Below are 23,844 nucleotides of genomic sequence, written 5' to 3' on the forward strand. Positions count from 1 at the left end.
GCTCCGCCGCGTGGGCGCGCTCAGCGCACGAAAAGCCGCAGACGCGTCTGCCGAGCAACCGAGCAGACGCGTCTGCGGCTTTGTCGTGGCTGGTCGCGCAGTTCCCCGCGCCCCTTCCGGGGCTCAGGCACCAGTCAGGTCACGAACGAGTTTCAGCCATCGGCAGGGGGTTGCCAGACCCCCGTGTAATCGTTTCCAATCCCTCGTGTAATCGATTCCACGAGGAGGTGGCATCGGCAGTGGCAAGCGTCGGCATCAAGGACGTGGCCGCCCGGGCGGGCGTCTCCGTCGCGACGGTCTCGCGTGTGCTGAACGCGCACGCGTCCGTGAGTCCGGCCGCACGCGAGCGGGTGCTCGCCGCGGTGGACGCGCTCGGCTACCGGCCCAACACGCTCGCCCGGTCCCTCAGGACGGACCAGACGCGCACGCTCGGCCTGGTCATCAGCGACGTACTGAACCCCTACTTCACCGAGCTGGCCCGCTCCGTCGAGGAGGAGGCCCGCGCGCTCGGCTACAGCATCATCTTCGGCAACGCCGACGAGCGGCCCGAGCTGCAGGACCACCACATCCGCACGCTCCTGGACCGCCGCATCGACGGCCTCCTCGTCTCCCCCGCCGACGGCGGCTCCCCGCTGGTCCTGGACGCGGCCCGCGCGGGCACGCCGATGGTCTTCGTGGACCGCTGGATCCCGGGCCTCGACGTGCCCGTGGTGCGGGCCGACGGCCGCGCCGCCGTGCGCGACCTGGTGGCCCATCTGCACGGTCTCGGCCACCGCAGGCTCGCCATCATCGCGGGCCCGGCGGCCACCACCACCGGCAGCGAGCGCGTGGCGGCCTTCCGGGACGCGCTCGCCGAGTACGGCCTGCCGCTGCCGGACGCCTACATCGGGCAGGGCGACTTCCAGGCGGGCAGCGGCCGCCGCGCCACCGAGCGCTTCCTGGCCCTGCCCGAGCCGCCCGAAGTCGTCTTCGCCGCCGACAACTTGATGGCGCTCGGCGCGCTCGACGCGATCCGCGCGCGCGGGCTTCGGATCCCGCACGACATCGCGCTCGCCGCGTTCGACGACATCCCCTGGTTCGTGCACACGGACCCGCCCGTCACGGCGATCGCCCAGCCCACGGGCGAACTCGGCCGGGCCGCCGTACGAGCCCTCACCGATCTGATCGAGGGCCGGACGCCGGAGTCCGTGACGCTGCCCGCCCGCCTCGTCGCGCGCAGTTCGTGCGGCGAGCACACCACGACCGGAGCGACACGAAGGAGTGACGCATGAGTGGCCCCACACCTGTGAGCGACGCCGTGCAGGACGCGCCCGAACTGCTGCGCGTCGAAGGCATCCGCAAAGCCTTTCCCGGCGTCGTCGCCCTCGACGGCGTGGACTTCGATCTGCGCGGCGGGGAGGTGCACGTACTCCTGGGCGAGAACGGGGCGGGCAAGAGCACGCTCATCAAGATGTTCTCCGGCGCCAACCAGCCCGACGCCGGGCGGATCCTCGTCGGCGGCGAGGAGGTGCGCATCCACGGCGCGCAGGACGCCGAGCGGCTCGGGATCGCCACCATCTACCAGGAGTTCAACCTCGTCCCCGACCTGACGGTCGCCGAGAACATCTTCCTGGGCCGCCAGCCGCGCCGCTTCGGCCTGATCGACCGCAAGAAGATGGAGGCCGACGCCGCCGAGCTCCTCGCGCGCGTGGGCGTCGACGTGTCCCCGCGCGCCCGCTGCCGCGAACTGGGCATCGCCCGGCTGCAGATGGTGGAGATCGCCAAGGCGCTCAGCCTGCACGCGCGCGTGCTCGTCATGGACGAGCCGACCGCCGTGCTCACCTCCGAAGAGGTGGAGAAACTCTTCGCCATCGTGCGGGGGCTGCGCGCGGACGGCGTCGGCATCGTCTTCATCACCCACCACCTGGAGGAGATCGCCGCGCTCGGCGACCGCGTGAGCGTCCTGCGCGACGGCCGCAGCGTGGGCCAGGTGCCCGCGTCGACGCCCGAGGACGAACTCGTACGCCTCATGGTGGGCCGGTCCATCGAGCAGCAGTATCCGCGCGAGCGGACTGAGCAGGGTCAACAAGCCGGCGGGGACGCGCCGTTGCTGCGCGTGCGCGGCCTCACGCGCGGCGGTGTCTTCCACGACGTCGGCTTCGAGGTGCGCGCCGGTGAGGTCGTCGGCGTGGCGGGCCTGGTCGGGGCGGGGCGCACGGAGGTGGCGCGGGCCGTCTTCGGCGCGGATCCGTACGACGCGGGCACGGTGGAGGTCGCGGGGCGGGCGCTGCCCCGGCACGACGTGTACGCCGCGATGACCGCCGGCGTCGGCCTGGTCCCGGAGGACCGCAAGGGCCAGGGCCTGGTGCTCGACGCCTCCGTGGAGGAGAACCTCGGCCTGGTGACGCTGCGGGCGGCGACCCGCGCGGGCCTCGTCGACCGGGGCGCCCAGCGTGCCGCCGCCGAGCGGGTCGCCGGGCAGCTCGGGGTGCGCATGGCGGGGCTCGGCCAGCACGTGCGCACGCTGTCCGGCGGCAACCAGCAGAAGGTCGTCATCGGCAAGTGGCTGCTCGCCAAGGCGAAGGTCCTCATCCTCGACGAGCCGACGCGCGGCATCGACGTCGGCGCGAAGGTCGAGATCTACCAGCTCATCAACGAACTCACGGCCGCCGGGCACGCCGTCCTGATGATCTCCAGCGATCTGCCGGAGGTGCTCGGGATGAGCGACCGGGTCCTGGTCATGGCGCAGGGCCGCCTCGCGGGCGAACTCGGCGCGGACGAGGCGACGCAGGACGCGGTGATGGCGCTGGCCGTCGGCACCGCGACCCCGGCGACCCCGGCGACCCCGGCGACCCCGGCGACCCCGGCGACCCACAAGGACAACACCCCTGCGGGGGACGCGAAGGAGGGCTCCCGTGGCAACCACTGACACCCGCCCGGACAACACCGGCAAGACGGGCACGGGCGGCGCCGGCGGGGGCCTCGACCTGCGCCGCCTGCTGCTCGACAACGGCGCGCTGAGCGCCCTCGTGGTCCTGGTGGTCGCGATGTCGCTGCTCTCCGGCGACTTCCTGACCACCCAGAACCTCCTCAACGTCGGTGTGCAGGCGGCCGTGACGGCGATCCTCGCCTTCGGCGTCACCTTCGTCATCGTCGCGGCGGGCATCGACCTGTCGGTCGGCTCGGTGGCGGCGCTGTCGGCGACCGTGCTCGCCTGGTCGGCGACGAAGGAGGGCGTGCCCGTCTGGATAGCGGTGCTCCTGGCGGTCGGCACGGGCGTCGCCTGCGGTCTGGTCAACGGCGTGCTCGTCTCGTACGGCAAACTCCCGCCGTTCATCGCGACGCTGGCGATGCTGTCGATCGGCCGCGGCCTGTCCCTGGTGATCTCGCAGGGCAGCCCGATCGCCTTCCCGGAGTCGGTCTCCAAGGTCGGTGACACGCTCGGCGGCTGGCTGCCGGTGCCGGTGCTCGTGATGGTGGTGATGGGCCTGGTCACGGCCCTGATCCTGGCGCGTACGTATATCGGCCGCTCCATGTACGCGATCGGCGGCAACGAGGAGGCCGCGCGCCTCTCGGGCCTGCGGGTGAAGCGCCAGAAGATCGTCATCTACGCCCTGTCGGGCCTGTTCGCGGCCGTCGCGGGCATCGTGCTCGCGTCCCGTCTGGTCTCCGCGCAGCCGCAGGCCGCGCAGGGCTACGAGCTGGACGCGATCGCCGCGGTCGTCATCGGCGGGGCGAGCCTCGCGGGCGGTGTCGGCAAGGCGTCCGGCACGCTGATCGGCGCGCTGATCCTCGCGGTCCTCCGCAACGGCCTCAACCTTCTCTCCGTGTCGGCGTTCTGGCAGCAGGTCGTCATCGGTGTCGTGATCGCGCTGGCCGTGCTGCTCGACACGCTGCGCAGGCGGGCCGGTTCCGGCGCCCCGGGCGGCGGGGCGGTGGGCAGTACGTCCTCCGGGTCCGGGCGCAAGGGCCCGCAGGCGCTGAAGTACACGGTCGCGGCGGTGGTCGCGGCGGCCGTCATCGCCGCGGTGTCCCTCTTCAACTCCGGCTCTTCGGGTACGTCGACGAAGATCGGCCTGTCCCTCTCCACTCTCAACAACCCCTTCTTCGTACAGATGAAGGAGGGCGCGCAGGCGGAGGCCAAGAAGGCGGGCGTCGACCTGACCGTCACGGACGCGCAGAACGACGCGTCCCAACAGGCCAACCAGCTGCAGAACTTCACCAGCGAGAGCATGAAGGCCGTCATCGTCAACCCGGTCGACTCCGACGCCGTCGGCCCCGCCGCGCGCGCCGCGAACAAGGCGGACATCCCGGTGGTCGCCGCCGATCGCGGCGTGAACAAGGCGGACGTCGCCACGCTGGTCGCCTCCGACAACGTCGCGGGCGGCAAGCAGGCCGCGAAGGCCCTCGCCGACAAGCTCGGCGGCAAGGGCGAGGTGGTCGTGCTCCAGGGCACCGCGGGCACCTCGGCGAGCCGGGAGCGCGGTCAGGGCTTCGCCGAGGGCATCAAGGCGTACCCCGGCATCAAGGTCGTCGCCAAGCAGCCCGCGGACTTCGACCGCACCAAGGGCCTGGACGTCATGACGAACCTGCTGCAGGGCAATCCGGGCGTCGACGGCGTCTTCGCGGAGAACGACGAGATGGCGCTCGGCGCGGCCAAGGCGCTCGGCGGCAAGGCGGGCAAGTCGGTGTCGGTGGTCGGCTTCGACGGCACCCCGGACGGCCTGAAGGCGGTGGAGGCGGGCACGCTGTACGCGTCGGTCGCGCAGCAGCCCGCGGAGCTGGGCCGGATCGCGGTGCGCAACGCGATCGACGCGGCGGACGACAAGAAGGTGTCCGCCGTGGTGAAGGTGCCGGTGAAGGTGGTCACGGAGAAGAACGTGGCACGGTTCAAGTGAGGCTCTCCGCGCGCGGGGCGTACGAATGACGTTCCGGCGGGGCGTACGAATGACGTTCCGCGCGCGGAGGCACACGTACACGGGGAAAGACTGGAAAGGCAGAACCACGATGCATGACTACGACCTGCTGGTCGTGGGCTCGGCCAACGCCGACCTGGTGACCGCCGTCGAGCGGCGGCCGGGGGCCGGTGAGACGGTGCTCGGCTCGGACCTGGCCGTCCATCCGGGCGGCAAGGGCGCGAACCAGGCGGTGGCGGCGGGCCGGCTCGGCGCGCGGACGGCGCTCCTTGCCCGGGTCGGCGACGACGCGTACGGCCGGCTGCTCCTTGAGTCGGGGCGTTCGGCGGGCGTGGACACGGTGGGGGTCCTGGTGGGCGGCGCGCCGACCGGGGTGGCGCTGATCACGGTGGACCCGTCGGGCGACAACAGCATCGTGGTGGCGCCGGGCGCCAACGCGCGTCTGACGCCCGCGGACGTGCGGGCGGCCGCGAGCCTCTTCGAGGCGGCCCGGGTGGTGTCGGTGCAGCTGGAGATCCCTCTCGACACGGTCGCGGAGGTGGTGCGCGTCCTGCCCGCTGGCACGCGCCTGGTCCTGAATCCGTCGCCGCCCGCGCCGCTGCCGCGTGAGGTTCTGGCGGCCTGCGATCCGCTGGTGGTGAACGAGCACGAGGCGCGGGTGATCCTGCGGGGTGCCGGGGCGGAGGTGCCCGACGAGCCGGAGGACTGGGCGCGGCGGTTGCTGGATCTGGGGCCGCGGTCGGTGGTGGTGACCCTCGGCGGTGAGGGCGCGCTGGTGGCGGGGCCGGAGGGGATGGCGCGGGTGCCGTCGGTGAAGGTGGACGCCGTGGACACGACGGGTGCCGGGGACGCGTTCACGGCGGCCCTCGCGTGGCGGCTCGGTACGGGCGAGGACCTGGAGTCGGCGGCGCGGTACGCGGCGAGGGTGGGGGCGCTGGCCGTGACGCGGGCGGGGGCGCAGGTGTCGTATCCGACGGGGGCGGAGGTGGCGGCCCTGTGAGCGGGACCGGAGCGTTCACCGGGGTCGCGGCATGAAGAAGGCCGGGATACTCAACCGCCATCTGGCGGGGGCGCTGGCCGAGCTGGGTCATGGTGACGGGGTCCTGGTGTGCGATGCCGGGATGCCGCTTCCGGCCGCCGGGCCGCGGGTGGTGGATCTGGCGTTCGTGGCCGGGGTGCCGACGTTCGCGCAGGTCCTCGACGGGCTCCTCGCGGAGCTTGTGGTGGAGGGCGCGGTGGCGGCGCGGGAGGTGCGGGAGGCGAATCCGGGGGCGGCGGCGCTGTTGGAGCGGCGTTTCCCGGGTCCGGCGTTGCGGCTGATTCCGCATGAGGAGCTGAAGGAGCGGACGGCGGGGGCGCGGCTGGTGGTGCGCACCGGGGAGGCGAGTCCGTACGCGAACGCGTTGCTGACGTGCGGGGTCTTCTTCTGAGGGCTGTGCTTCTGTGGGGGGGCTTCTGTGAGGGGCTGTTCTTCTGAAGGGGGCCCGCCGCGTGCCGGAACATTTCGAGGGGGCCCGGTCCGTCGACCGGGCCCCCTCGGGTTTCCCTCCCCTGCCAGTGCTCCGCGGATCCCCCCGGATCCCCCCTCCAGAGCGACTGACACCCACTACGACCCTCGTGGTGGGGGAAGGGTTGCACGGCTTCGGCAAGTTCCCCCGGAAGATTTCGGCGTGGGGTTCAGCAGGCGTGTGCCACGTACCGCCGCACCGTCTCCGTCAGGACCTCTCGGCCGTCCCGTGCCCACAGGGTGTCGTTGAAGAGTTCGACTTCGATGGGTCCGGTGTATCCGGCGGAGCGGGCGAGGGTGCGCCAGTGGGGGAAGTCGATGGTGCCGTCGCCGAGTTGGCCGCGGCCGGTGAGGGCGCCGTGGGGCAGGGGGGTGGTCCAGTCGGCGAGTTGGAGGGCGTGCAGGCGGCCGGTGGTGGTGGCGTGGGTGAGGGTGGTGGGGGCTTGGTCGTCCCACCAGATGTGGTACGTGTCGGCGCAGACGCCGACCTGGTCGGCGGGGAAGCGTTCGGCCAGGTCGAGGGCCTGGGTGAGGGTGGAGACGACGCAGCGGTCGGCGGCGTACATGGGGTGGAGGGGTTCGATGGCGAGGCGGACGGCGCGGTCGGCGGCGTAGGGGGCGAGGTCGGCGAGGGCGTCGGCGACGCGTTCGCGGGCCGCGGGCAGGTCGCGGTCCTGGTCGCCGGCGGGGAGGCCGCCGGAGACGAGGACGAGGGTGTCGGTGCCGAGCGTGGCGGCCTCGTCGATCGCCGCGCGGTTGTCGGCCAGGGCCCGGGCCCGTTCGGCGGGGTCGTGGGCGGTGAGGAAGCCGCCCCGGCAGAGGGTGGTGACGGCGAGCCCCGCTCCCCGCACGAGCTTCGCCGCCGCCTCGATGCCGTACTCCTGGACGGGCTCGCGCCACAGGCCCACGCCCCGGATGCCCAAGTCCGCGCAGGCGGTGACCAGTTCGGGGAGCGGCAGCTGCTTCACCGTCATCTGGTTGACGCTGAAGTCGGCGGGGGCGCGGAGCGGCGGAGGCGCGGGGGGTGTCATGGGGTGGCTCCGTAGACCGTGCGGAGCGTGCGCATGCGGTGCGCCGCCAGGTCCGGGTCGGGGAACAGGGACAGCGCGGCTGCGAGTTCGTACGCCCTGGTGAGGTGCGGCAGGGAGCGGGCCGACTGGAGGCCGCCGACCATCGTGAAGTGGCTCTGGTGGCCGGCCAGCCAGGCGAGGAGGACGACGCCCGTCTTGTAGAAGCGGGTGGGCGGTTGGAAGAGGTGGCGGGCCAACTCGACGGTGGGGTCGAGGAGTTCATGGAAAACTCTCAGGTCATCGCCGTCCAGCGCGCGCACGGCTCGGGCCGCGATCGGCGCCAGCGGGTCGAAGACGCCGAGGAGCGCGTGGCTGAAGCCGTGGTCGTCGCCCGCGATCAGGTCGGGGTAGTGGAAGTCGTCGCCGGTGTAGCAGCGCACCCCGTCCGGCAGGCGGCGGCGCAGGGCGACCTCGCGGTCCGCGTCCAGGAGCGAGATCTTCACGCCGTCCACCTTGCCGGGGTGCGCGGCGATCACGTCGAGGAAGGTGTCCGTGGCCGCGTCCAGGTCGGCCGAGCCCCAGTAGCCCGCGAGCGCCGGGTCGAACATGGGGCCCAGCCAGTGCAGGATCACGGGGGCGGATGCCTGCCGGAGCAGGTCGTCGTACGTGGCCAGGTAGGCGTCGGGGCCGTCCGCCGTGGCCGCGAGTGCCCGGGAGGCCATCAGGATCGCCTGGGCGCCCGTGTCCTCGACGAGCGCGAGCTGCTCCTCGTACGCCCCTCGTACGTCGGCGAGAGTGGCCGCGGGCGCGGTGAGCTGGTCCGTGCCCACCCCACACGCGATGTGGCCGCCCACGGCCTTCGCCTCCGCCGCGGACCGCCGGATCAGCTCGGCCGCGCCCGGCCAGTCCAGGCCCATGCCGCGCTGCGCGGTGTCCATGGCCTCGGCGACGCCCAGGCCGTGCGCCCACAGGTGGCGGCGGAAGGCGAGCGTGGCGTCCCAGTCGACGGCGGCCGGGCCGTCCGGGGAGACGTCGGCGCCCGGGTCGGCCACGACGTGGGCGGCGGCGAGGACGGTGCGGGAGGTGAGGGGCGGGAGGGGCTGGAGGGGAGCCGGTGCCTGCGGCGGCTCCGGGTTCCGTGCGTTCACAGCGTTCCGTGCGTTCACAGCGCGATCTCCGGTACGTCGATCCTGCGCCCCTCCGCCGACGACCGCAGCCCCAGCTCCGCGAGCTGCACCCCGCGCGCGCCCGCGAGCAGGTCCCAGCGGTAGGGCGCGTCCTCGTACACATGGCGCAGGAACAGCTCCCACTGCGCCTTGAAGCCGTTGTCGGACTCGCCCGCGGACCCGTTGTCGGGGACCTCCTGCCACTGGTCGCGGAAGGAGTGGGTGGCGGGCAGGTCGGGGTTCCAGACCGGCTTGGGCGTGCCGGCGCGGTGCTGGAAGCGGCAGCGGCGCAGGCCCGCGACCGCCGAGCCGTGCGTGCCGTCGACCTGGAACTCGACGAGCTCGTCGCGGTGCACCCGCACCGCCCAGGAGGAGTTGATCTGCGCGACGGCGCCCCCGTCGAGCTCGAAGATGCCGTATGCGGCGTCGTCGGCGGTGGCGTCGTACGGCTTGCCGCGCTCGTCCCAGCGCTGCGGGACGTGCGTGACGGCTAGGGCCTGTACGGAGCGGACCCGGCCGAACAGTTCGTGCAGGACGTACTCCCAGTGCGGGAACATGTCGACGACGATGCCGCCGCCGTCCTCGGCGCGGTAGTTCCACGAGGGGCGCTGCGCCTCCTGCCAGTCGCCCTCGAAGACCCAGTAGCCGAACTCGCCGCGCACGGACAGGATCTGCCCGAAGAAGCCGCCGTCGATCAGGCGCGCCAGCTTGCGCAGGCCGGGCAGAAAGAGCTTGTCCTGGACGACGCCGTGCTTGACGCCCGCGTCGCGGGCGAGGCGCGCCAGGTCGAGGGCGGCCGCGAAGGAGGTGGCGGAGGGCTTCTCCGTGTAGATGTGCTTGCCCGCGGCGACGGCCTTGCGGATCGCCGCCTCCCGGGCGGAGGTGACCTGCGCGTCGAAGTAGATGTCGGTCGCCGGGTCGGCGAGGACCGCGTCCAGGTCGGTCGACCAGCGCTCCAGGCCGTGGCGCGCGGCGAGGTCGCGCAGCGCCTGCTCCCTGCGGCCCACGAGGACCGGCTCCGGCCACAGCCGGGTGCCGTCGCCCAGTTCGAGGCCGCCCTGCTCGCGCAGCGCGAGGATCGAGCGGACCAGGTGCTGGCGGTGACCCATGCGCCCCGTCACGCCGTTCATGGCGATGCGGACCGATCTGCGTGTCACGTGAGTTCCTCCGTACGCCCTGTTATGCCCCGTACGGGCCCTGTACCGCACTGCCTGCACAGCAAGCGCTTTCTATTGAGGAGAAGCTAGCCTGCCGGACAAGGTTCGTACAAGACCGGAGGCCAAGAGATGACCGTGACCCTGGCGGACGTGGCGGCTCGCGCCCAGGTGTCCCCCGCCACCGTGTCCCGCGTACTGAACGGCAACTACCCCGTCGCGGCGGCGACGCGTGAGCGCGTACTGCGGGCGGTGGACGAGCTGGACTACGTCCTGAACGGGCCCGCGAGCTCGCTGGCCGCCGCGACCTCGGACCTGGTGGGCATCCTCGTCAACGACATCGCCGACCCGTTCTTCGGGATCATGGCGAGCGCGGTCCAGTCGGAGATCACAGGGCCTGGCGGCCGGGCGGGCGGCGAGCGCATGGCGGTCGTCTGCAACACCGGCGGCTCCCCCGAGCGCGAGCTGACGTACCTGACGCTGCTCCAGCGCCAGCGGGCCGCGGCTGTCGTGGTGACCGGCGGTGCCATCGAGAACGCCCCGCACGCGGCGGCGATCGGCGGGAAGCTGCGGCGGCTCGGCGAGGCGGGCTCACGGGTGGTGCTGTGCGGGCGGCCGCCGGCCGACGACGCGCCGGACGCGGTGGCGCTGACCTTCGACAACCGGGGCGGCGGGCGGCGCCTCACGGACCACCTCATCGGCCTCGGCCACCGCCGCATCGGCTACATCGCGGGCCCCACGGAGCGCACGACCACCCGGCACCGCCTGGAGGGCCACCAGGAGGCGCTGGCCGCCGCGGGCGTCGCGGACGACCCGCGCCTCACCCTGCACGGCCCCTACGACCGCCGCTCGGGGTACGACGCCACGCTCGAACTCCTGCGCCGCGCCCCGGAGTTGACGGCCGTCGTCGCCGCCAACGACACGGTGGCCCTGGGCGCCTGCGCGGCCCTGCGGGACCGGGGCCTCTCGATCCCCGACGACGTGTCGGTGGCGGGCTTCGACGACCTCCCGTTCAGCATCGACGCGGTGCCCGCCCTGACGACGGTGCGGCTTCCGCTGTACGAGGCGGGGGCGCGGGCCGGCCGCATCGCGATGGGCCGCGAGGAGGAGCCGCCCGGGGGGATCGCCACGGTGCACGGGGAGTTGATGGTGCGGGGGTCGACGGGGGTGCCGCGGCCGTACTGACCCCGGCCGCCCCCCTCCCGCGAGGCTGGCCCTTCCGCGGGGCGGCCGCCGCTCAGGACTCGGCGACCGCCCACCGGCCGACCTCCCGGTACGCGGAGTCGTACACCGCCTCGGCCGCACCCGGCTTCAGGTCGTAGTGCCGCAGGTTCCCCGCCCAGTAGCGCAGGATGCGGCCCAGTTCGCGGGTGGTGTCCTCCGCGGAGGCGGTGCCGTCCACGTCGACTTCGAGAAGGAACTTCACGTCGGCCTCCAAGGGGTTCGCCCAGGGAACGCCGATGTCGTCACCGGCTGGTCGGGCGCTTCCAGCATTTCATTGAAGTAGCAGTAGGGACTCTTTCTGGAAGCAGGCTGGTCAGCGGCGTGAGCACCGCCAAAAGCCTCAACCGGACGTGTGCGCACCCACCGCCCGCGAATGGCCGCGGCCGAGCCGGAGCGGACGGACAACGGACAACGGAGGCACCCCACGTCGACGGGTTCACAGTCAGGCGTCCCGTTCGCCCGCCAGTTCGGCGGTGCGCAGCGACCACAACAGGTTCGCGATCCGGGTGTGGTCGGCGACGATCAGCATGTAGCGGTGCGCGCTCCTGGTCTCCTCGAACTCCTGGTGGCTGTCGATGACCTGATGGGCGCGGCGGACCATGCCGGCGACGCGCTCGTTGTACTCCTGCCCGAGGTCCTGGCTGAGCAGCCAGGTCAGGTCCAGGAGCATCGTCCAGGTCTGCGAGCGGACCTCCTCGGGCTCGCAGGGCCAGTACAGGTGCTTCACCGTGTTGACGTGCTCTTGGATCTGGTCGTGCTTGGCGTCGTGGTCGGTGGTCGCGCTGCCGAGGGTGACCGGGGGCTCTGGAGTCGTCTTGGTCATGCCCACATGGTCTGGCCGTTCTTCAACTCGGCCTAGCCGCTTTCCCGTTGCTGAAAAAGGTCGTCCCTGACCGCTGCCAAGAGGTCTCTCATGTCGTCGCCGACGACGGCGCCGGAGGCGAAGCCGTCGAACTTGGCGACGTACAGGGCAACATCCCTGGGATCGGTCACCACTACCTCGGCGTGGACGGTCTCCACCGTCACCGCCCGGTCGTCACGGACCACGATCGAGTGGTTGGGGATGTCGTGCTTGGGTCCGGCCAGCGGCACCACCCGCAGGTCCACGTTCGGGAGCCGGGACACAGAGATGAGCCGGTCAAGCTGCCCCACCATGACCATGGGCGGCACGATCAGCCATCGCAGGACTGGTTCGGTGATCACGAACCGGAGAGTCTTGCCCTGGTCGTAGAGGACCTCTTGCCGTTCGAGCCTCGCGCTCACGGTCTGCCGCACGGTGTCCTCCGTCAGGTCCTCGTGCCGGGACAGGACGGCCCGCATGTACTCCGGTGTCTGGAGGAGGCCCGGCACCAATGCCGGTTGAAAGATCCGCAGGAGACTCATACGGGCTTCGAGGGCCCTCAACCGCCTCTGTGCCTTGTGGAGCCCCGCCCGCTGGATCAGACGCCAAGCTGTGGCCTCTGTCGCGACGGCACGGGCGGCGTTCATGTACTCCGCCTTCACGTCGTCCGAGACGCCGATGGCAGTCAGGATGCGGTCGGCGTCGTCAGCAGTCGGCGCGAGCTTGCCCGTCTCCACCTTGCTGAGCTTGCTGGCAGACATGACAGCGCCGCGGGCAACGGCCTTGGCCTCCTTCCCCGAGGCTTCCCGCAGCACCCGCAGCGCCGCACCCAGCTCTGAACGGTTCACTCCCCGTACTCTGCCCACCAGTCCGCGAACGGGACAGCGTGAGCCAGAGCAGTGTCCCGGTAGATGACGTACTCGGCTCCCCGGTCGTCGGGGAGGACGTCGGCCGGTCGTCGGGGAGGACGTCGGCCCCGAGGAACTTGCCGTCCTGGCTGTAGTGGAACTGAGCCGGGGTCGTGGAGTCGAAGAGCCAGAAGTCCCCGACACCGTCCGGGAGAGGATTGGGCCGGTCGGTCACGTCGAGGATGAAGAACTCCTCTCCGGCCGTGGCGTTGGTCCGGTATCCCCATCCCAGTTCGAACCGCAGATACGGCGTCAGTGGCCGCCTGACGACGTGGACGCGGTACATGCGCCGTCCGGCATCGGTGTGTGCCCGAACCTCTGCCAACCAGTCGTCGTTGTAGTCGGCCGGCCGTTCCCGGCCGTCGAGGAACAGCCGGTACGCGTCGACGCTGCCCGATTGGCTGTAGTCGTCGAGGGTCTCCAGCCGGAACGCCTCCTGCCGGAAGTCGTCGAACAGGTCCCCCAGGTCAGGCACTGGCCGTGTCCCCGAACGCTTCACGGATCAGCTCCATGGGGATCTCTACGAGCGTCTCGTGCCCGGGGATCGTCAGACCGTGATCCGTCGGGGTCTCGCCCTGCACGAGGATCGTGCCCCGGTCGGTCTTGTAGATGGTGGGGCAGTCCCTTTTGTCGCATGTCGTCGCAAGCACGGTCACCTTCATGAACGTTCCCCTCCCCATGGCCCGACTGTCTCGTCTGATCGTTCCGGGGTGACGACGACAGGGGCAAGGGGTACGAGTTTCCGGAACGGGAAACTGGGGTGCGCAGCGGCGTCGGCGGCTCGCGCACCCGATTCCGCCCGGTGGACGAACCCGTGATGCTGACGGGAACTCCGGTACCCAAGTGAGCCCTGCTCGCCGATGCTGAAGGGGAGTTCGTCTCCTTCCCTCCCAGTCGATACGGAGAGCTGAACCATGGCCCTACGCCCACTGTCACCGTCACCCCGTCCGCCCCGTCCGTCCCGGCGCGCCGTGCTCGCCGGTGCGGCGGCCGCCGCCTCGGTCGCGGTCGCCCCGGGCGCCGCCTCCGCCACCCGACCCCGCGCAGGCTTCCCCGCCACCTGGCCGACCACGTTCCCGCTCCCCAACGGCTTCCGCCCCGAGGGAATCGCCGTCGGGGCCGCCCCGTACGCCTACGTGGGGTCCCTCGGCACCGGGGCCGTGTACCGGGCCGACCTGCGGACCGGGCGCGGGGAGGTCGTTCATGAGGGGGCTGCGGGGAGCCAGGCCGTGGGGATGAAGGTCGGGCGGGACGGGTTGTTGTACGTCGCCGGGGGTGCGAGCGGGAGTGCGCGGGTGCTCGATCTGCGGAGTGGGGAGGTCGTGGCGACGTATCAACTGGCGGAAGGGAGCGGGCACTTCGTCAATGACGTGCATCTGGCGGGCGATCACGCCTGGTTCACCGACTCGCGGGACGCCGTGTTGTACGGGGTGCGCCGAGGGCAGCGGGGGCGGGCGGACGTACGGCGGGTGCCGCTCGGTGGTGACTGGCAGCAGGTGCCCGACGTCAACAACGCCAACGGGATCGTGGGCGCGCCCGACGGCCGGGCGCTGATCGTCGTCAGCAGTCAGCCCGTGGGGCGGCTGTACCGGGTGGACCCGGGGAGCGGGTACGCCACGGAGATCCGGCTGCGGGGCGCGGAGAACGTACTCAACGGCGACGGGCTCGTGCGTATCGGGCGCACTCTGTACGTGGTGCAGAACCGGGCCAATGTCGTCAGCGCGTTCCGGCTCGACGCGGGGGCCCGTACGGCCGTGTTGCAGCGGCGCGTCACCGACCCCCGGTTCGACGTCCCGTCGACGGCCGCCCGGTTCGGCGACCGGCTGTATCTCGTCAACGCGCGCTTCACGACCACGCCGACGCCCGACACGACGTACGACGCCGTGGCCGTTCCGCTGGGTGAGGGGTAGGGCACGGCCGACCGTGGCGTCTGGCCGGTTCTCGTCGTATGCTCGGGGCCATATATCTCTGACTCAGTCAAGTATCGGCAGCCGAGTATCGGCGAACGGCCAGGTGGTACCCGTGAGCGTTCAGGAGATCCGGTCCTTCAACCGCTTCTACACCAACCTCATCGGCGCGCTGGACTACAGCCGGCACCTGTACGCGCCCTACACCCTCACCGAGTCCCGGGTGCTGTACGAGCTGGCCCACTCGCCCCGGACCGACGCCGCCGACCTGCGCGGCGAACTGTCCCTGGACGCCGGGTACTTGAGCCGCATCCTGGCCAAGTTCGAGGAGGACGGCCTGGTGGAGCGGACGCCGTCCGAGCGGGATCCGCGGCGGCGGCGCGTCACGCTCACGGCGCGCGGGCGCGGCGCCGCCGAGCTGCTCGACGAGCGGTCGCGGGAGGCCGTCGGCTCGCTGCTCGCGACGGTTCCGGCGGCCGAGCGCGAGCGGCTCACGGCGGCCATGGCGACCGTCCGCGGCATCCTGTCGGACGGCGCCCGCCGCCCGCCGCGCGCGGACGACGTGCTGCTGCGCGAGCCGAGGGCGGGCGAACTCGGCTGGATCGTGCAGCGCAACGGCGCGCTGTACGCCGCCGAGTTCGGATGGAACGCCGACTACGAGGGCCTGGTGGCCCGCATCGTCGCCGACTTCGCCCAGGACCACGACCCGCATCTGGAGCGGGTGTGGATCGCCGAGCTGGACGGGCGGCCGGTCGGGTGCGTGATGTGCGTACGCGACGAGGCGCCGGGCACGGCGCGGCTGCGGCTGCTCCTCGTCGAGCCGGAGACGCGCGGCCTCGGCATCGGGGACCGGCTGGTCGCGGCGGTGGTGGAGTTCGCCCGGGGCGTCGGGTACCGGGAGCTGGTCCTGTGGACCAACGACGTGCTTGCCGCCGCGCGGACCCTTTACCTGCGGCACGGTTTCTCCCTGGGGGCGGAGAAGCCCCACCGGTCGTTCGGGGTGGACCTGGTCGGCCAGGACTGGCGGCTTCCCCTCCGGGGCGAGGACGAGGGCCATGGTGGTGGCCGGCCGCGCGGTTCCGCGCGCCCCTGACGTCGCCTGGCGTGTCCCCTACGTTTCCGTTGCCGCCCGGCGGAAAGATGTCCGCCCATGAAACTCGCCTTCTCCACGCTCGGCGTACCCGGTATGCCCCTCCCGGACGTGCTGCGCCTGGCCGGCACGCACGGCTACCACGGCGTCGAGCTGCGCGCCCACCCCGAAGAACCCGTCCACCCGGGCATCGGGATCACCGAACGGGCCGACGTGGCCGCCGAGTTCAAGGCGGCGGGCGTCGCCGTCCTGGGCATCGCCGGGTACGCGCGCGTCGCCGAGCCCGGCGACGACGAGCCCGTCCTTGACGAGATCCGGGGTCTGCTCGCCCTGGCCCGCGACCTCGGCGCGCCGTTCGTGCGGGTCTTCCCGGGCGGCGGCACCGGACAGAGCGAGGAGGAGGCCGACGTGACGGCCGCGCGGCGGCTCGGCACCGCCGCGGAGTACGCCGCCGACGTCGGCGTCCGCCTCCTCCTGGAGACCCACGACTCGCACCGCACCGGCGCAGCCGCCGCCCGCGTCCTCGGCGCCGTCGGCCACCGGCAGGCCGGCGCCCTGTGGGACGTCATGCACACCTGGCTCGGCGGCGAGCAGATCACCGACAGCTACGCCGCGCTCTCCCCGTTCCTCGGCTACGTCCAGGTCAAGGACATCGCGAGCGCCGAGAACACCACACCGCTCCCCCTCGGCGCGGGCGTCCTGCCGCTCGCCGAGTGCGTGGAACTCCTCACCCGCAAGGGCTGGGACGGCTGGCTCTGCTGGGAGTACGAGAAGCGCTGGTACGAGGAAGCGGCGCCGCTGCCCGAACTGCTCGGGCCCGGGCGGGAGTTGCTGGCCCGGCTGCTGACGGAGTCGGCGTAGGTCCTAGGTGAGGGAGGGCGGGGCCACCGCCTCGCCCTCCTCCGCCACCTCCGTCACGTACCCGTGCAGCAGCCCCGCGCCCTCCAGCATCGCCCGTGAGCGGCGCGTCAGGTCGGTGTGCCGCTGGGCCAGGGCCGCGCGCAGGGCCTCGCTGCCGCCGGTGTCGCGGAGGTCGTCGAGGACGGGGCGGATCGCGGGCAGCGGGTAGCCGGCCCGGCGGAGCATGGTGATCATGCGGGCGTCGCGGACGTCCGCGGCGCCGTAGCTGCGGTAGCCGGTGCCACGCTCCCGGGCGGGCGCGAGCAGGCCCGCCGACTCCCAGACCCGCAGCGCCGAGGCGCGCACGCCCAGGTGGGCGGCGACCTCACCGACGGTCAGGGGCGTGCGGGGCGCGGGAGCCGCGGGGGCGCCGGGATCCTCGCCCGCCACCGCCTCCAGCGCCGCGCCCGTCGCCCGCAGCGCCTCCCGCTGGGCGTGCAGCCCGGCGTGCGCGGCGTCGAGCAGCGTCAGCGCCTCGGGGACGTCGCCCGCGTGCACCGCCCGCATCACCGCCCGTGCCGTGTCCGGGCCGAACCCCTTCGCCAGCGCCCGGTAGGCCAGCAGGGCGCGGCCGTGCACGGGGGCGAAACGGCGGTAGCCGGTGGGGCTGCGCGGGGTGGGCGGCAGGATGCCCGCGTCGGCGTAGTCGCGTACGAGCTGGGTGGACACGCCCGCCATCCGGGCCAGGTCGACGGGGCGCAGGGCCTTGGGGCCGCAGCGGTCCGGGGTCGTGCGTGCGGTCATGCGCGGGGCGCGGGTTCCGGGACGGTCACGTCGTCAGCGTACGTCGCCGGGGCGGGCGGGGAGGACGGGGTGAGCGGGGCGGCCGGGGACGGCTCGGCGGGCGCGGCGGGCAGGGACCGCGGCTTCCCCGGCAGCGACGCCAGCGCCACCCCGCCCACGAGCAGCGCCGCCGCGCACCACTGGAGCGGCCCCACCGACTCGTCCAGGAACAGCGCGGCCGAGGACATCCCGAAGACCGGCACCAGGAGCGAGAACGGGGCGACCGTCGACGCCGGGTGGCGGCGCAGCAGGTAGCCCCAGGCGCCGAAGCCGAACACCGTCGTGATCCACGCGACGTAGACGATGATCCCCACGCCCTGCCAGTCGAGCGCGCGCAGGGCGTCGAGGTCGCGCGAGGGGCCCTCGAAGAGCAGCGAGAGGGCGAGCAGCGGCAGGACCGGGACGGTGCTCACCCACACCATGAAGTTCAGCGCGTCGGGCGGCGCGGCCTTGCGGGTGAGGACGTTGGACACACCCCAGCAGGCGGCGGCCGCGATGGTCAGGCCGAAGGCGGTGAGCGGGCCGGACGCCCCCTCGTGGACGGCCGCGACCCCGATGCCCGCGAGCGCGACCGCCATGCCCATCACCCGCACCCGCGCCGGGCGTTCACCGAGCACGGCGAAGGCGACGACCGCGGTGAACACCGCCTGGATCTGCAGGACGAGCGACGACAGGCCGGCCGGCATGCCCGCGTCCATGCCGATGAACAGCAGCCCGAACTTGGCCACGCCGAGCACCAGGCCCACCCCCACCAGCCACTTCCAGGCGACCTTCGGGCGGCCGACGAAGAACACGGCGGGCAGCGCCGCGACGAGGAAGCGCAGGGCGGAGAACAGCAGCGGCGGGAAGTGGCCGAGGCCGACCTCGATGACGACGAAGTTCACGCCCCAGACGGCGGTGACGAGGACGGCGAGACAGATGTGGGAGGGACGCATGCGTCGAGGATCACCCCCCAGGAGTGTTCAGCACCAGCGCGAATTTCTTCATGATTGACTGAAGCACTGCTTATGAATGAGCCGTGCCGAGCGACGACCCCGAACAACGAGTCGAGGTGGCCCATGCTGGATCTCGCGCGGCTGCGCGCCCTGCACGCCGTGGCCGTCCACGGCACCGTCGGCGCCGCCGCCGCGGCACTCGGCTACACGCCGTCCGCCGTGTCCCAGCAGATCGCCAAGCTGGAGCGGGAGACGCGTACGACGCTCCTGGAACGGCAGGGCCGGGGCGTGGCCCTGACCGACGAGGCGGTGCGACTCGCCGACGCGGCACGGGAGTTGCTGGCGATCGTGGAGCGCGCGGAGACCGACCTGGCGGAGCGGCGGGGCGTCCCGGCCGGGCGCCTGACCGTGGTGGCGTTCGCGTCGGCGGCGCGCGGGCTGCTGCCCGGCGTGCTCGCCGAGCTGGCGCGCCGCCACCCGGACCTGGACGCGCGCCTGACGGAGGTCGAACCGCATCTCTCGGTGGACCTCGTCGCCAAGGGCGCGGCGGACCTCGCGGTCGCCCACGACTGGGACATCGCACCGCTGCCCGCGCCGCCCGGCGTCGAACAGGCCCTGATCGGCGAGGACTTGTGCGATCTGCTGGTCCCGACGGGGCACCGGCTCGCCGGGCGCGATTCGGTGCGGCGCGCGGAGCTGCGGGACGAGCGGTGGATCTCGCAGCCGCCGGGGCGGGTGTGCCACGACTGGCTGGTGCGGACGATGCGGGCCGCCGGCTGCGAGCCGGACATCGTCCACCGGGCGGAGGAGAACCCCACCTTGATCGCCCTGGTCGCGGCCGGCCTGGGCATCGCCCTCGTCCCGCGCCTCGGCCGCGGCCCGCTCCCGGACGGGGTGGCGGCGGTCCGGCTCGACCCGATGCCGGTCCGGGGGGTGTACGCGGTGTGGCGGGCGGGGGCGGCTCGGCGCCCGGCGATCGCGGAGGCGGTGCGGGTGCTGCGCGCGTCGTGGGGGACGGTCAGCGGCGCGGCCGACGGAGCGCCCCGCGCGGCGAGCTGACCCCACAGTGCCCATCCGCACCAACTTGGGGTATTCGGGGCCCGTTCGGGAACCCTGACGCGCGCCGGGCCGTCCAACAGGCACGCTGCCGGAGAGTCTCCGCGAGGCGGTGTCGGCATCGCTGCTGGCTGCGAACGCTGACCACCCTCTCCGCCGCCCGCGGCCGGCAGCGCGCCGCCACCGGTGCGCCCCCTCCACTGCGCCGGTGGCGGCCCCTCACGGCAGCGCGGTGCCGTCCGGGCCTCGACCGGTGCCGTCCAGGGCTTGACCCGTGCCGTCCGGGCCTTGACCCGCCGCACCCCACGGGATATCCGTGGCAGGTGCCTCACGACTCCCACAGCACCGCCCGCGACCACGCCGACGACACCGGCCCCGACGACGCCCTGCTCGCCCGCATGACCCTCGAGGAGAAGGTCGGCCAGCTCTTCGTCCTGCATGTGTACGGCCACCACGCCACCGCCCCCGACCCGGCCGACGTCGAGCTGAACGAGCGGGAGCTGGGCGTGCGCACCGCCGCGGACGCCGTCGCCAAGTACCGCCCGGGCGGCCTCATCTACTTCGGCTGGGCCCACAACACCCGCGACCCGCGACAGCTCGCCGCGCTGTCCGACGACGTACAGCGGGTGGCCCTCGACCAGCCGCCGGGCATCCCACTCCTGCTCACCATCGACCAGGAGCACGGCGTCGTCGCCCGCGTCGGCGCGCCCGCCACGCTGCTGCCGGGCGCGATGGCGCTCGGCGCGGGCGGCTCGGCCGACGACGTCCGCGAGGCGGCCCGCATCGCCGGCGCCGAGCTGCGCGCGCTCGGCGTCTTCCAGAACTACGCGCCGTCCGCGGACGTCAACGTGAACCCCGCCAACCCGGTCATCGGCGTACGGTCCTTCGGCGCGGGCCCGGACGCCGTGTCCGCGTTCGTGACCGCGCAGATCGAGGGCTACCGGGACGCGGGCATCGCCCCCGCCGCCAAGCACTTCCCCGGCCACGGCGACACCGAGACCGACAGCCACTCCGCGCTGCCGTACATCCACCACACCCGCGAGCAGTGGGAGGAGCTGGACGCCCCGCCGTTCCGCGCCGCGCTCGCCGCGGGCGTCGACGTGGTGATGACCGCGCACATCGTGGTGCCCGCCCTGGACCCGGCCCTCGACCCGGCCACGCTCTCGCACCCCATCGTCACCGGCATCCTGCGCGAACAGCTCGGCCACGAAGGCGTCGTCGTCACCGACTCCCTGTCCATGCGGGGGGTGCGCACGAAGTACGGCGACGACCGCGTCGCCGTCCTCGCGATCAAGGCGGGCGTCGACCAGCTCCTGAACCCGCCCCAGCCCGAACTCGCCTGGAACGCGGTCCTCCAGGCCGTCCGCGAGGGCGAGTTGACCGAGGCCCGCATCGACGAGTCGGTCCTGCGGATCCTCCGGCTGAAGCGGAAACTGGGCCTGTTCGAGCAGCCGTACGCCGCCGCCCCGGACGACGTGGACGCCCTCGTCGGCAGCACCGACCACCTCGCCGCCGCCGACCGCATCGCCGAGCGCACCACGACGCTGCTCCGCAACGAGGGCGGGCTGCTCCCGCTGTCCCCCGCCGCGCACGGCCGCGTCCTGGTCCTGGGCGCCGACCCGGTCTCCCCGTCCGGCACCACGGGCCCGCCGACCACCGTCCTCGCCGCCGCCCTGACCGAACTCGGCTTCACGGCAACGGCGTTGAGCACCGGCACCGAGCCGTCCCCGGAGGCCGTGGACAAGGCCCTCGCCGAGGCGGCCTCCGGGCACGACGCGGTGATCGTCACGACGTACGACGTCACGGAGGGCGACCCCCAGCACGCCCTCGTCACCGCCCTCACCGCCGCCCCGGAGGGACCGCCCGTCATCACCATCTCCGTCCGCACCCCGCACGACGTGACCCGGCTGCCCGGCGTGGCCGCCGCGCTCGCCGCGTACTCCTGGACGGACGTCGAACTCCGCGCCGCCGCCCGCGTCATCGCGGGCCGCGCCCGCCCGGTCGGCCGCCTGCCCGTGCCGGTGCCGAGCCCGGACGATCCCGCGCAGGTGCTGTACCCCATCGGCTACGGACTTTCGTACGAGCCGTACGCAGCCGCCGACTGACGGGCGTACCCCGCGTACGCAGCCCGCCCCGGCCGCCGCGGCCAAGGTGCGCAAAGCCTCCTGAGCACCTGGCGTGCGCCCGCCGCCGGGGGTCACGCTGGGTGTCCCCGGCGTGCGTGTCGGGGGGGTCGGGGGCGGCCATGCGGGTGTTCGGGGTGGGGATGGCGTGCGGGGGCGGGCTGCTCGCCGTCGTGCTGGCGCTCACGGGCTGTCAGCTGCCGGGGGGTTCGGGGCGGGCGGGTGGCACCACGTCCGCCGGGTCCGCCGCGTCCGGGGGCGGGGCGGTGTTCCTCGGCGCGGGCGAGTGCAGTTCGTGGGGGCGGGAGTTCTTCACGGAGGTGCCGTGCGGCAGTGAGCGGGCCGCCGCGCGGGTCGTCGCCCGGCACGGCGGGCGGAGCGGGGACGGGCCGCTGTGTCCCCCGCGTACCGACTTCGTCCTGCACGTCAGCGAGTCCCGGCCGGCCGTCGACGAGGACGGCGACGGGGAGGTTCCGCAGGGGTACGCCTGCATGCGCAATCTCGAACCGCCGCATCCCGGGGATCCCGGGGCGGGAGGTGGGCCTCGGACCGTGGTGGGGGACTGTGTGTACGGGGCGGGGCGGGGGGAGGTGCGGGAAACCGCCTGCGACGGCTCGGGCCGCCGGGCCCCGCAGCATCGCGTCATCGCGTCCGCCGCGGAGCGCTCCCTGTGTCCTTCGGGCACGGATCTGTACGTGGCCCTGGGCGGGGCCCGGCCGGTGGGGTGCGCGGTGCGGGTGTGACCCTGCCGGGGGCCTCCCCAACCCCGCCCCTTCCCGAAACTGGGGGCTCTGCCCCAGCGGGGGTCCAGGGGGCGGAGCCCCCTGGTTACGGCTACGGCCTCAGGGTGTTGTGGCGGTCCCGGTCCTTCCGGTCCAGCTTCGCGTCATAGGGCGCGGCCTGCGCGGTCGGCACCCCGGCCCAGGCGAGGATCCGCTCCGTGGCCTTCGCCTTGTCGTCGCCGACGAGCCCGGCGACGTTCGCGCCGTGGTTGGCGCCGGGCGCGGTCATGACGTAGGAGTCGTGCTTGGCCCCCCGGGCCGGACGGAACGGCTCCGCGCCCCACGGGTCGTTCTCGCCGTACACGAACAGCATCCGGTGCGAGTTGTGCCGCACCCACCGGTCGACGTCCTTCATCGCGTGCTTCTGGAACTTCATCGAGATGTCGCGCGGGACGAAGTTCCGGGGTGGCTGGTAGCCGTAGCGGCTCAGGTCGGCGATCCAGGGCTGCTTGATGTCGGGCGAACCGAGCTGCGTACCGGCCTGGTAGTAGTACGGCGTGTAGTACTCGAGCCCCTGGTCGGTGTAGGACGACCAGCCGCCGACCTCGTCGATCCAGTCGAACAGCGCCTGGTCGCCGGCGGTCTTGGCGTCCGGCACCTGCGCGCAGGCGGTGGCGGACGGCTGGTACTGCCAGAAGCCCCAGTTCACGTCGAGCACGACGGCCTCGAATGCCTTGTCGAGGTTGCCGATGGTCTTGAAGGTGTTGCGGTTGTCGGCGGCGTACTTGGCGTACAGCTTCTCCATCGGGGCGCGCCGCAGCAGCGCCTGCCGCTGCACCGCTTCGATCTTGCTGCGGCACTCCTTGGTGCCGACGTTCTCGAAGAAGCGGTCGTACGCGGAGTCCTCGCGGTTGTTGACGTCGTTCGGCGCGACGTAGGCCACGACGCCGTCCATGTCACGCGGGTAGAAGCGCTCGAAGTACGTGGCGGTCATGCCGCCCTTGGAGGCGCCCGTGGACAGCCACTTCTTGCCGTAGATCGGCTTGAGGGCCTTGAAGATGCGGTGCTGGTCGGTCGCGGCCTGCCAGATGTCGAGCTTGGACCAGTCGGCGGGCTCGGGGCGCGAGGGAGTGAAGAAGCGGTACTCCATGGCGACCTGGTTGCCGTCGATGATGCGGGTCGGCTCCGCGCGGCCCGGGTTCGTGTTCAGGCCGTAGCCCGAGGTCGAGAAGACGGTGGGCCGGGCGGTGTCCTTGTGCAGCACGGTGATGCGCTGCTTGAAGGTGCCCTTGGAGGGATGCCGGTGGTCGACCGGCTGGGTGTAGTCGAGGACGAAGAAGCGGTAGCCGTCGTACGGCTTCTCCTCGATCAGGCTCATGCCCTTGATGGCGAGGAGCCGGTCCTTGATGTCCTTCGCGGCGGCGTTCGTGCCGCGGTCGGCGTCGGTGGCCGCCGTGGCCGTCACTCCGGTGAACCCCGCGGTGCCTATGAGCACCACGAGTGACAACACCCATCTGAGGGTCCTGCGCATGCGTCCTCCCCTGTCGGTGCAGCGATTCCCCGGAACCTAACCGAGCAACTCCCCGCACACCAGGGCACATTGAGGACATAGGGGACTCAGGG

23 protein-coding genes are annotated in these 23,844 nt (G+C 72.8%); 12 read left to right on the forward strand and 11 right to left on the reverse strand.

Annotated features, from left to right (window positions below; all coding sequences use genetic code 11):
- Positions 1-239: 239 nt before the first annotated feature.
- The 5 genes from STRAU_RS22430 (at position 240) to rbsD (ending at position 6,325) form a co-directional block, all read left to right on the forward strand.
- Positions 240-1,271, forward strand: coding sequence for a LacI family DNA-binding transcriptional regulator (locus STRAU_RS22430; protein ID WP_016642668.1), 1,032 nt, complete (start codon positions 240-242; stop codon positions 1,269-1,271).
- On the forward strand, positions 1,268-2,908 hold the full coding sequence (locus STRAU_RS22435) for a sugar ABC transporter ATP-binding protein (protein WP_106968006.1): 1,641 nt from the start codon (positions 1,268-1,270) through the stop codon (positions 2,906-2,908). Before STRAU_RS22430 ends, STRAU_RS22435 begins: the two co-directional genes overlap by 4 nt.
- Positions 2,895-4,877, forward strand: coding sequence for an ABC transporter permease/substrate-binding protein (locus tag STRAU_RS22440; RefSeq protein WP_016642670.1), 1,983 nt, complete (start codon positions 2,895-2,897; stop codon positions 4,875-4,877). Before STRAU_RS22435 ends, STRAU_RS22440 begins: the two co-directional genes overlap by 14 nt.
- A 109-nt stretch (positions 4,878-4,986) precedes the next feature.
- Positions 4,987-5,895: a ribokinase gene (locus STRAU_RS22445; RefSeq protein WP_016642671.1), complete on the forward strand. Its 909-nt coding sequence runs from the start codon at positions 4,987-4,989 to the stop codon at positions 5,893-5,895.
- Between the two features lie 31 nt (positions 5,896-5,926).
- A complete protein-coding gene (rbsD, locus tag STRAU_RS22450; RefSeq protein ID WP_016642672.1) occupies positions 5,927-6,325 on the forward strand; it encodes a D-ribose pyranase in 399 nt (132 codons plus the stop codon).
- A 247-nt stretch (positions 6,326-6,572) separates the two neighbouring features.
- Here the strand turns inward: rbsD and STRAU_RS22455 are convergent, their stop codons facing one another.
- From STRAU_RS22455 to STRAU_RS22465, 3 genes are read right to left on the reverse strand one after another with little or no spacing between them, the layout of a single operon-like run.
- The gene (locus STRAU_RS22455) at positions 6,573-7,433 is read right to left on the reverse strand and encodes a sugar phosphate isomerase/epimerase family protein (protein ID WP_016642673.1); all 861 of its coding nucleotides are present in this window, start codon (positions 7,431-7,433) and stop codon (positions 6,573-6,575) included.
- A complete protein-coding gene (locus STRAU_RS22460; RefSeq protein ID WP_016642674.1) occupies positions 7,430-8,560 on the reverse strand; it encodes a dihydrodipicolinate synthase family protein in 1,131 nt (376 codons plus the stop codon). Before STRAU_RS22460 ends, STRAU_RS22455 begins: the two co-directional genes overlap by 4 nt.
- Positions 8,561-8,574: 14 nt before the next feature.
- Positions 8,575-9,735: a Gfo/Idh/MocA family protein gene (locus STRAU_RS22465; RefSeq protein WP_037661135.1), complete on the reverse strand. Its 1,161-nt coding sequence runs from the start codon at positions 9,733-9,735 to the stop codon at positions 8,575-8,577.
- Between the two features lie 129 nt (positions 9,736-9,864).
- On the opposite strand from STRAU_RS22465, the gene STRAU_RS22470 reads away from it, so the two are divergent.
- Positions 9,865-10,917: a LacI family DNA-binding transcriptional regulator gene (locus tag STRAU_RS22470; RefSeq protein ID WP_016642676.1), complete on the forward strand. Its 1,053-nt coding sequence runs from the start codon at positions 9,865-9,867 to the stop codon at positions 10,915-10,917.
- 52 nt (positions 10,918-10,969) lie between these two features.
- On the opposite strand, the gene STRAU_RS22475 is transcribed toward STRAU_RS22470, so the two are convergent.
- From STRAU_RS22475 to STRAU_RS22495, 5 genes are all read right to left on the reverse strand, one after another.
- Positions 10,970-11,158 (reverse strand): hypothetical protein, encoded by a 189-nt coding sequence (locus STRAU_RS22475; RefSeq protein WP_037661159.1) that lies wholly within the window; start codon positions 11,156-11,158, stop codon positions 10,970-10,972.
- Between the two features lie 240 nt (positions 11,159-11,398).
- Complete coding sequence (locus STRAU_RS22480; RefSeq protein ID WP_158692111.1) at positions 11,399-11,779, reverse strand: hypothetical protein; 381 nt, start codon at positions 11,777-11,779, stop codon at positions 11,399-11,401.
- Between the two features lie 32 nt (positions 11,780-11,811).
- Positions 11,812-12,609 carry a helix-turn-helix domain-containing protein gene (locus STRAU_RS22485; RefSeq protein ID WP_259299963.1) on the reverse strand — a complete coding sequence of 266 codons (798 nt, stop codon included), beginning with the start codon at positions 12,607-12,609 and terminating at the stop codon, positions 11,812-11,814.
- Positions 12,503-13,204, reverse strand: coding sequence for a DUF6879 family protein (locus STRAU_RS22490; RefSeq protein WP_310592266.1), 702 nt, complete (start codon positions 13,202-13,204; stop codon positions 12,503-12,505). The genes STRAU_RS22485 and STRAU_RS22490 overlap by 107 nt, the downstream gene beginning before the upstream one ends.
- Positions 13,173-13,367 (reverse strand): hypothetical protein, encoded by a 195-nt coding sequence (locus STRAU_RS22495; RefSeq protein ID WP_016642681.1) that lies wholly within the window; start codon positions 13,365-13,367, stop codon positions 13,173-13,175. The genes STRAU_RS22490 and STRAU_RS22495 overlap by 32 nt, the downstream gene beginning before the upstream one ends.
- A gap of 252 nt (positions 13,368-13,619) precedes the next feature.
- On the opposite strand from STRAU_RS22495, the gene STRAU_RS22500 reads away from it, so the two are divergent.
- The 3 genes from STRAU_RS22500 (at position 13,620) to STRAU_RS22510 (ending at position 16,563) form a co-directional block, all read left to right on the forward strand.
- Positions 13,620-14,615 (forward strand): SMP-30/gluconolactonase/LRE family protein, encoded by a 996-nt coding sequence (locus STRAU_RS22500; protein ID WP_037661139.1) that lies wholly within the window; start codon positions 13,620-13,622, stop codon positions 14,613-14,615.
- 112 nt (positions 14,616-14,727) lie between these two features.
- On the forward strand, positions 14,728-15,705 hold the full coding sequence (locus STRAU_RS22505; RefSeq protein ID WP_016642683.1) for a bifunctional helix-turn-helix transcriptional regulator/GNAT family N-acetyltransferase: 978 nt from the start codon (positions 14,728-14,730) through the stop codon (positions 15,703-15,705).
- A gap of 57 nt (positions 15,706-15,762) precedes the next feature.
- Complete coding sequence (locus STRAU_RS22510; protein WP_016642684.1) at positions 15,763-16,563, forward strand: sugar phosphate isomerase/epimerase family protein; 801 nt, start codon at positions 15,763-15,765, stop codon at positions 16,561-16,563.
- A gap of 3 nt (positions 16,564-16,566) precedes the next feature.
- Here STRAU_RS22510 and STRAU_RS22515 read toward each other — a convergent pair whose 3' ends face one another.
- Positions 16,567-17,346, reverse strand: a complete 780-nt coding sequence (locus tag STRAU_RS22515) for a TioE family transcriptional regulator (RefSeq protein WP_016642685.1) — start codon at positions 17,344-17,346, stop codon at positions 16,567-16,569.
- Complete coding sequence (locus STRAU_RS22520; protein ID WP_016642686.1) at positions 17,343-18,320, reverse strand: EamA family transporter; 978 nt, start codon at positions 18,318-18,320, stop codon at positions 17,343-17,345. Before STRAU_RS22520 ends, STRAU_RS22515 begins: the two co-directional genes overlap by 4 nt.
- A gap of 123 nt (positions 18,321-18,443) precedes the next feature.
- Here STRAU_RS22520 and STRAU_RS22525 point away from each other — a divergent pair, with 123 nt between their 5' ends.
- From STRAU_RS22525 to STRAU_RS22535, 3 genes are all read left to right on the forward strand, one after another.
- Positions 18,444-19,379, forward strand: a complete 936-nt coding sequence (locus STRAU_RS22525; RefSeq protein WP_016642687.1) for a LysR family transcriptional regulator — start codon at positions 18,444-18,446, stop codon at positions 19,377-19,379.
- A 320-nt stretch (positions 19,380-19,699) separates the two neighbouring features.
- On the forward strand, positions 19,700-21,481 hold the full coding sequence (locus tag STRAU_RS22530) for a glycoside hydrolase family 3 protein (RefSeq protein ID WP_016642688.1): 1,782 nt from the start codon (positions 19,700-19,702) through the stop codon (positions 21,479-21,481).
- A gap of 140 nt (positions 21,482-21,621) precedes the next feature.
- Positions 21,622-22,242, forward strand: a complete 621-nt coding sequence (locus STRAU_RS22535) for a hypothetical protein (RefSeq protein WP_016642689.1) — start codon at positions 21,622-21,624, stop codon at positions 22,240-22,242.
- Between the two features lie 91 nt (positions 22,243-22,333).
- Here the strand turns inward: STRAU_RS22535 and STRAU_RS22540 are convergent, their stop codons facing one another.
- Positions 22,334-23,752, reverse strand: a complete 1,419-nt coding sequence (locus STRAU_RS22540; RefSeq protein ID WP_037661142.1) for an alpha/beta hydrolase family protein — start codon at positions 23,750-23,752, stop codon at positions 22,334-22,336.
- Between the last annotated feature and the right edge of the window lie 92 nt (positions 23,753-23,844).

Source organism: Streptomyces aurantiacus JA 4570 (genome assembly GCF_000414115.1).
GTDB lineage: Bacteria > Actinomycetota > Actinomycetes > Streptomycetales > Streptomycetaceae > Streptomyces > Streptomyces aurantiacus_A.

Excerpts from the sequence above, each read along its gene's own strand:
- STRAU_RS22435 (WP_106968006.1), top strand. The coding sequence starts at position 1,268 with ATGAGTGGCCCCACACCTGTGAGCGACGCCGTGCAGGACGCGCCCGAA.
- STRAU_RS22445 (WP_016642671.1), top strand. The coding sequence starts at position 4,987 with ATGCATGACTACGACCTGCTGGTCGTGGGCTCGGCCAACGCCGACCTG.
- rbsD (WP_016642672.1), top strand. The coding sequence starts at position 5,927 with ATGAAGAAGGCCGGGATACTCAACCGCCATCTGGCGGGGGCGCTGGCC.
- STRAU_RS22455 (WP_016642673.1), bottom strand. The coding sequence starts at position 7,433 with ATGACACCCCCCGCGCCTCCGCCGCTCCGCGCCCCCGCCGACTTCAGC.
- STRAU_RS22470 (WP_016642676.1), top strand. The coding sequence starts at position 9,865 with ATGACCGTGACCCTGGCGGACGTGGCGGCTCGCGCCCAGGTGTCCCCC.
- STRAU_RS22480 (WP_158692111.1), bottom strand. The coding sequence starts at position 11,779 with ATGACCAAGACGACTCCAGAGCCCCCGGTCACCCTCGGCAGCGCGACC.
- STRAU_RS22495 (WP_016642681.1), bottom strand. The coding sequence starts at position 13,367 with ATGAAGGTGACCGTGCTTGCGACGACATGCGACAAAAGGGACTGCCCC.
- STRAU_RS22500 (WP_037661139.1), top strand. The coding sequence starts at position 13,620 with ATGGCCCTACGCCCACTGTCACCGTCACCCCGTCCGCCCCGTCCGTCC.
- STRAU_RS22510 (WP_016642684.1), top strand. The coding sequence starts at position 15,763 with ATGAAACTCGCCTTCTCCACGCTCGGCGTACCCGGTATGCCCCTCCCG.
- STRAU_RS22515 (WP_016642685.1), bottom strand. The coding sequence starts at position 17,346 with ATGACCGCACGCACGACCCCGGACCGCTGCGGCCCCAAGGCCCTGCGC.
- STRAU_RS22520 (WP_016642686.1), bottom strand. The coding sequence starts at position 18,320 with ATGCGTCCCTCCCACATCTGTCTCGCCGTCCTCGTCACCGCCGTCTGG.
- STRAU_RS22525 (WP_016642687.1), top strand. The coding sequence starts at position 18,444 with ATGCTGGATCTCGCGCGGCTGCGCGCCCTGCACGCCGTGGCCGTCCAC.
- STRAU_RS22535 (WP_016642689.1), top strand. The coding sequence starts at position 21,622 with ATGCGGGTGTTCGGGGTGGGGATGGCGTGCGGGGGCGGGCTGCTCGCC.
- STRAU_RS22540 (WP_037661142.1), bottom strand. The coding sequence starts at position 23,752 with ATGCGCAGGACCCTCAGATGGGTGTTGTCACTCGTGGTGCTCATAGGC.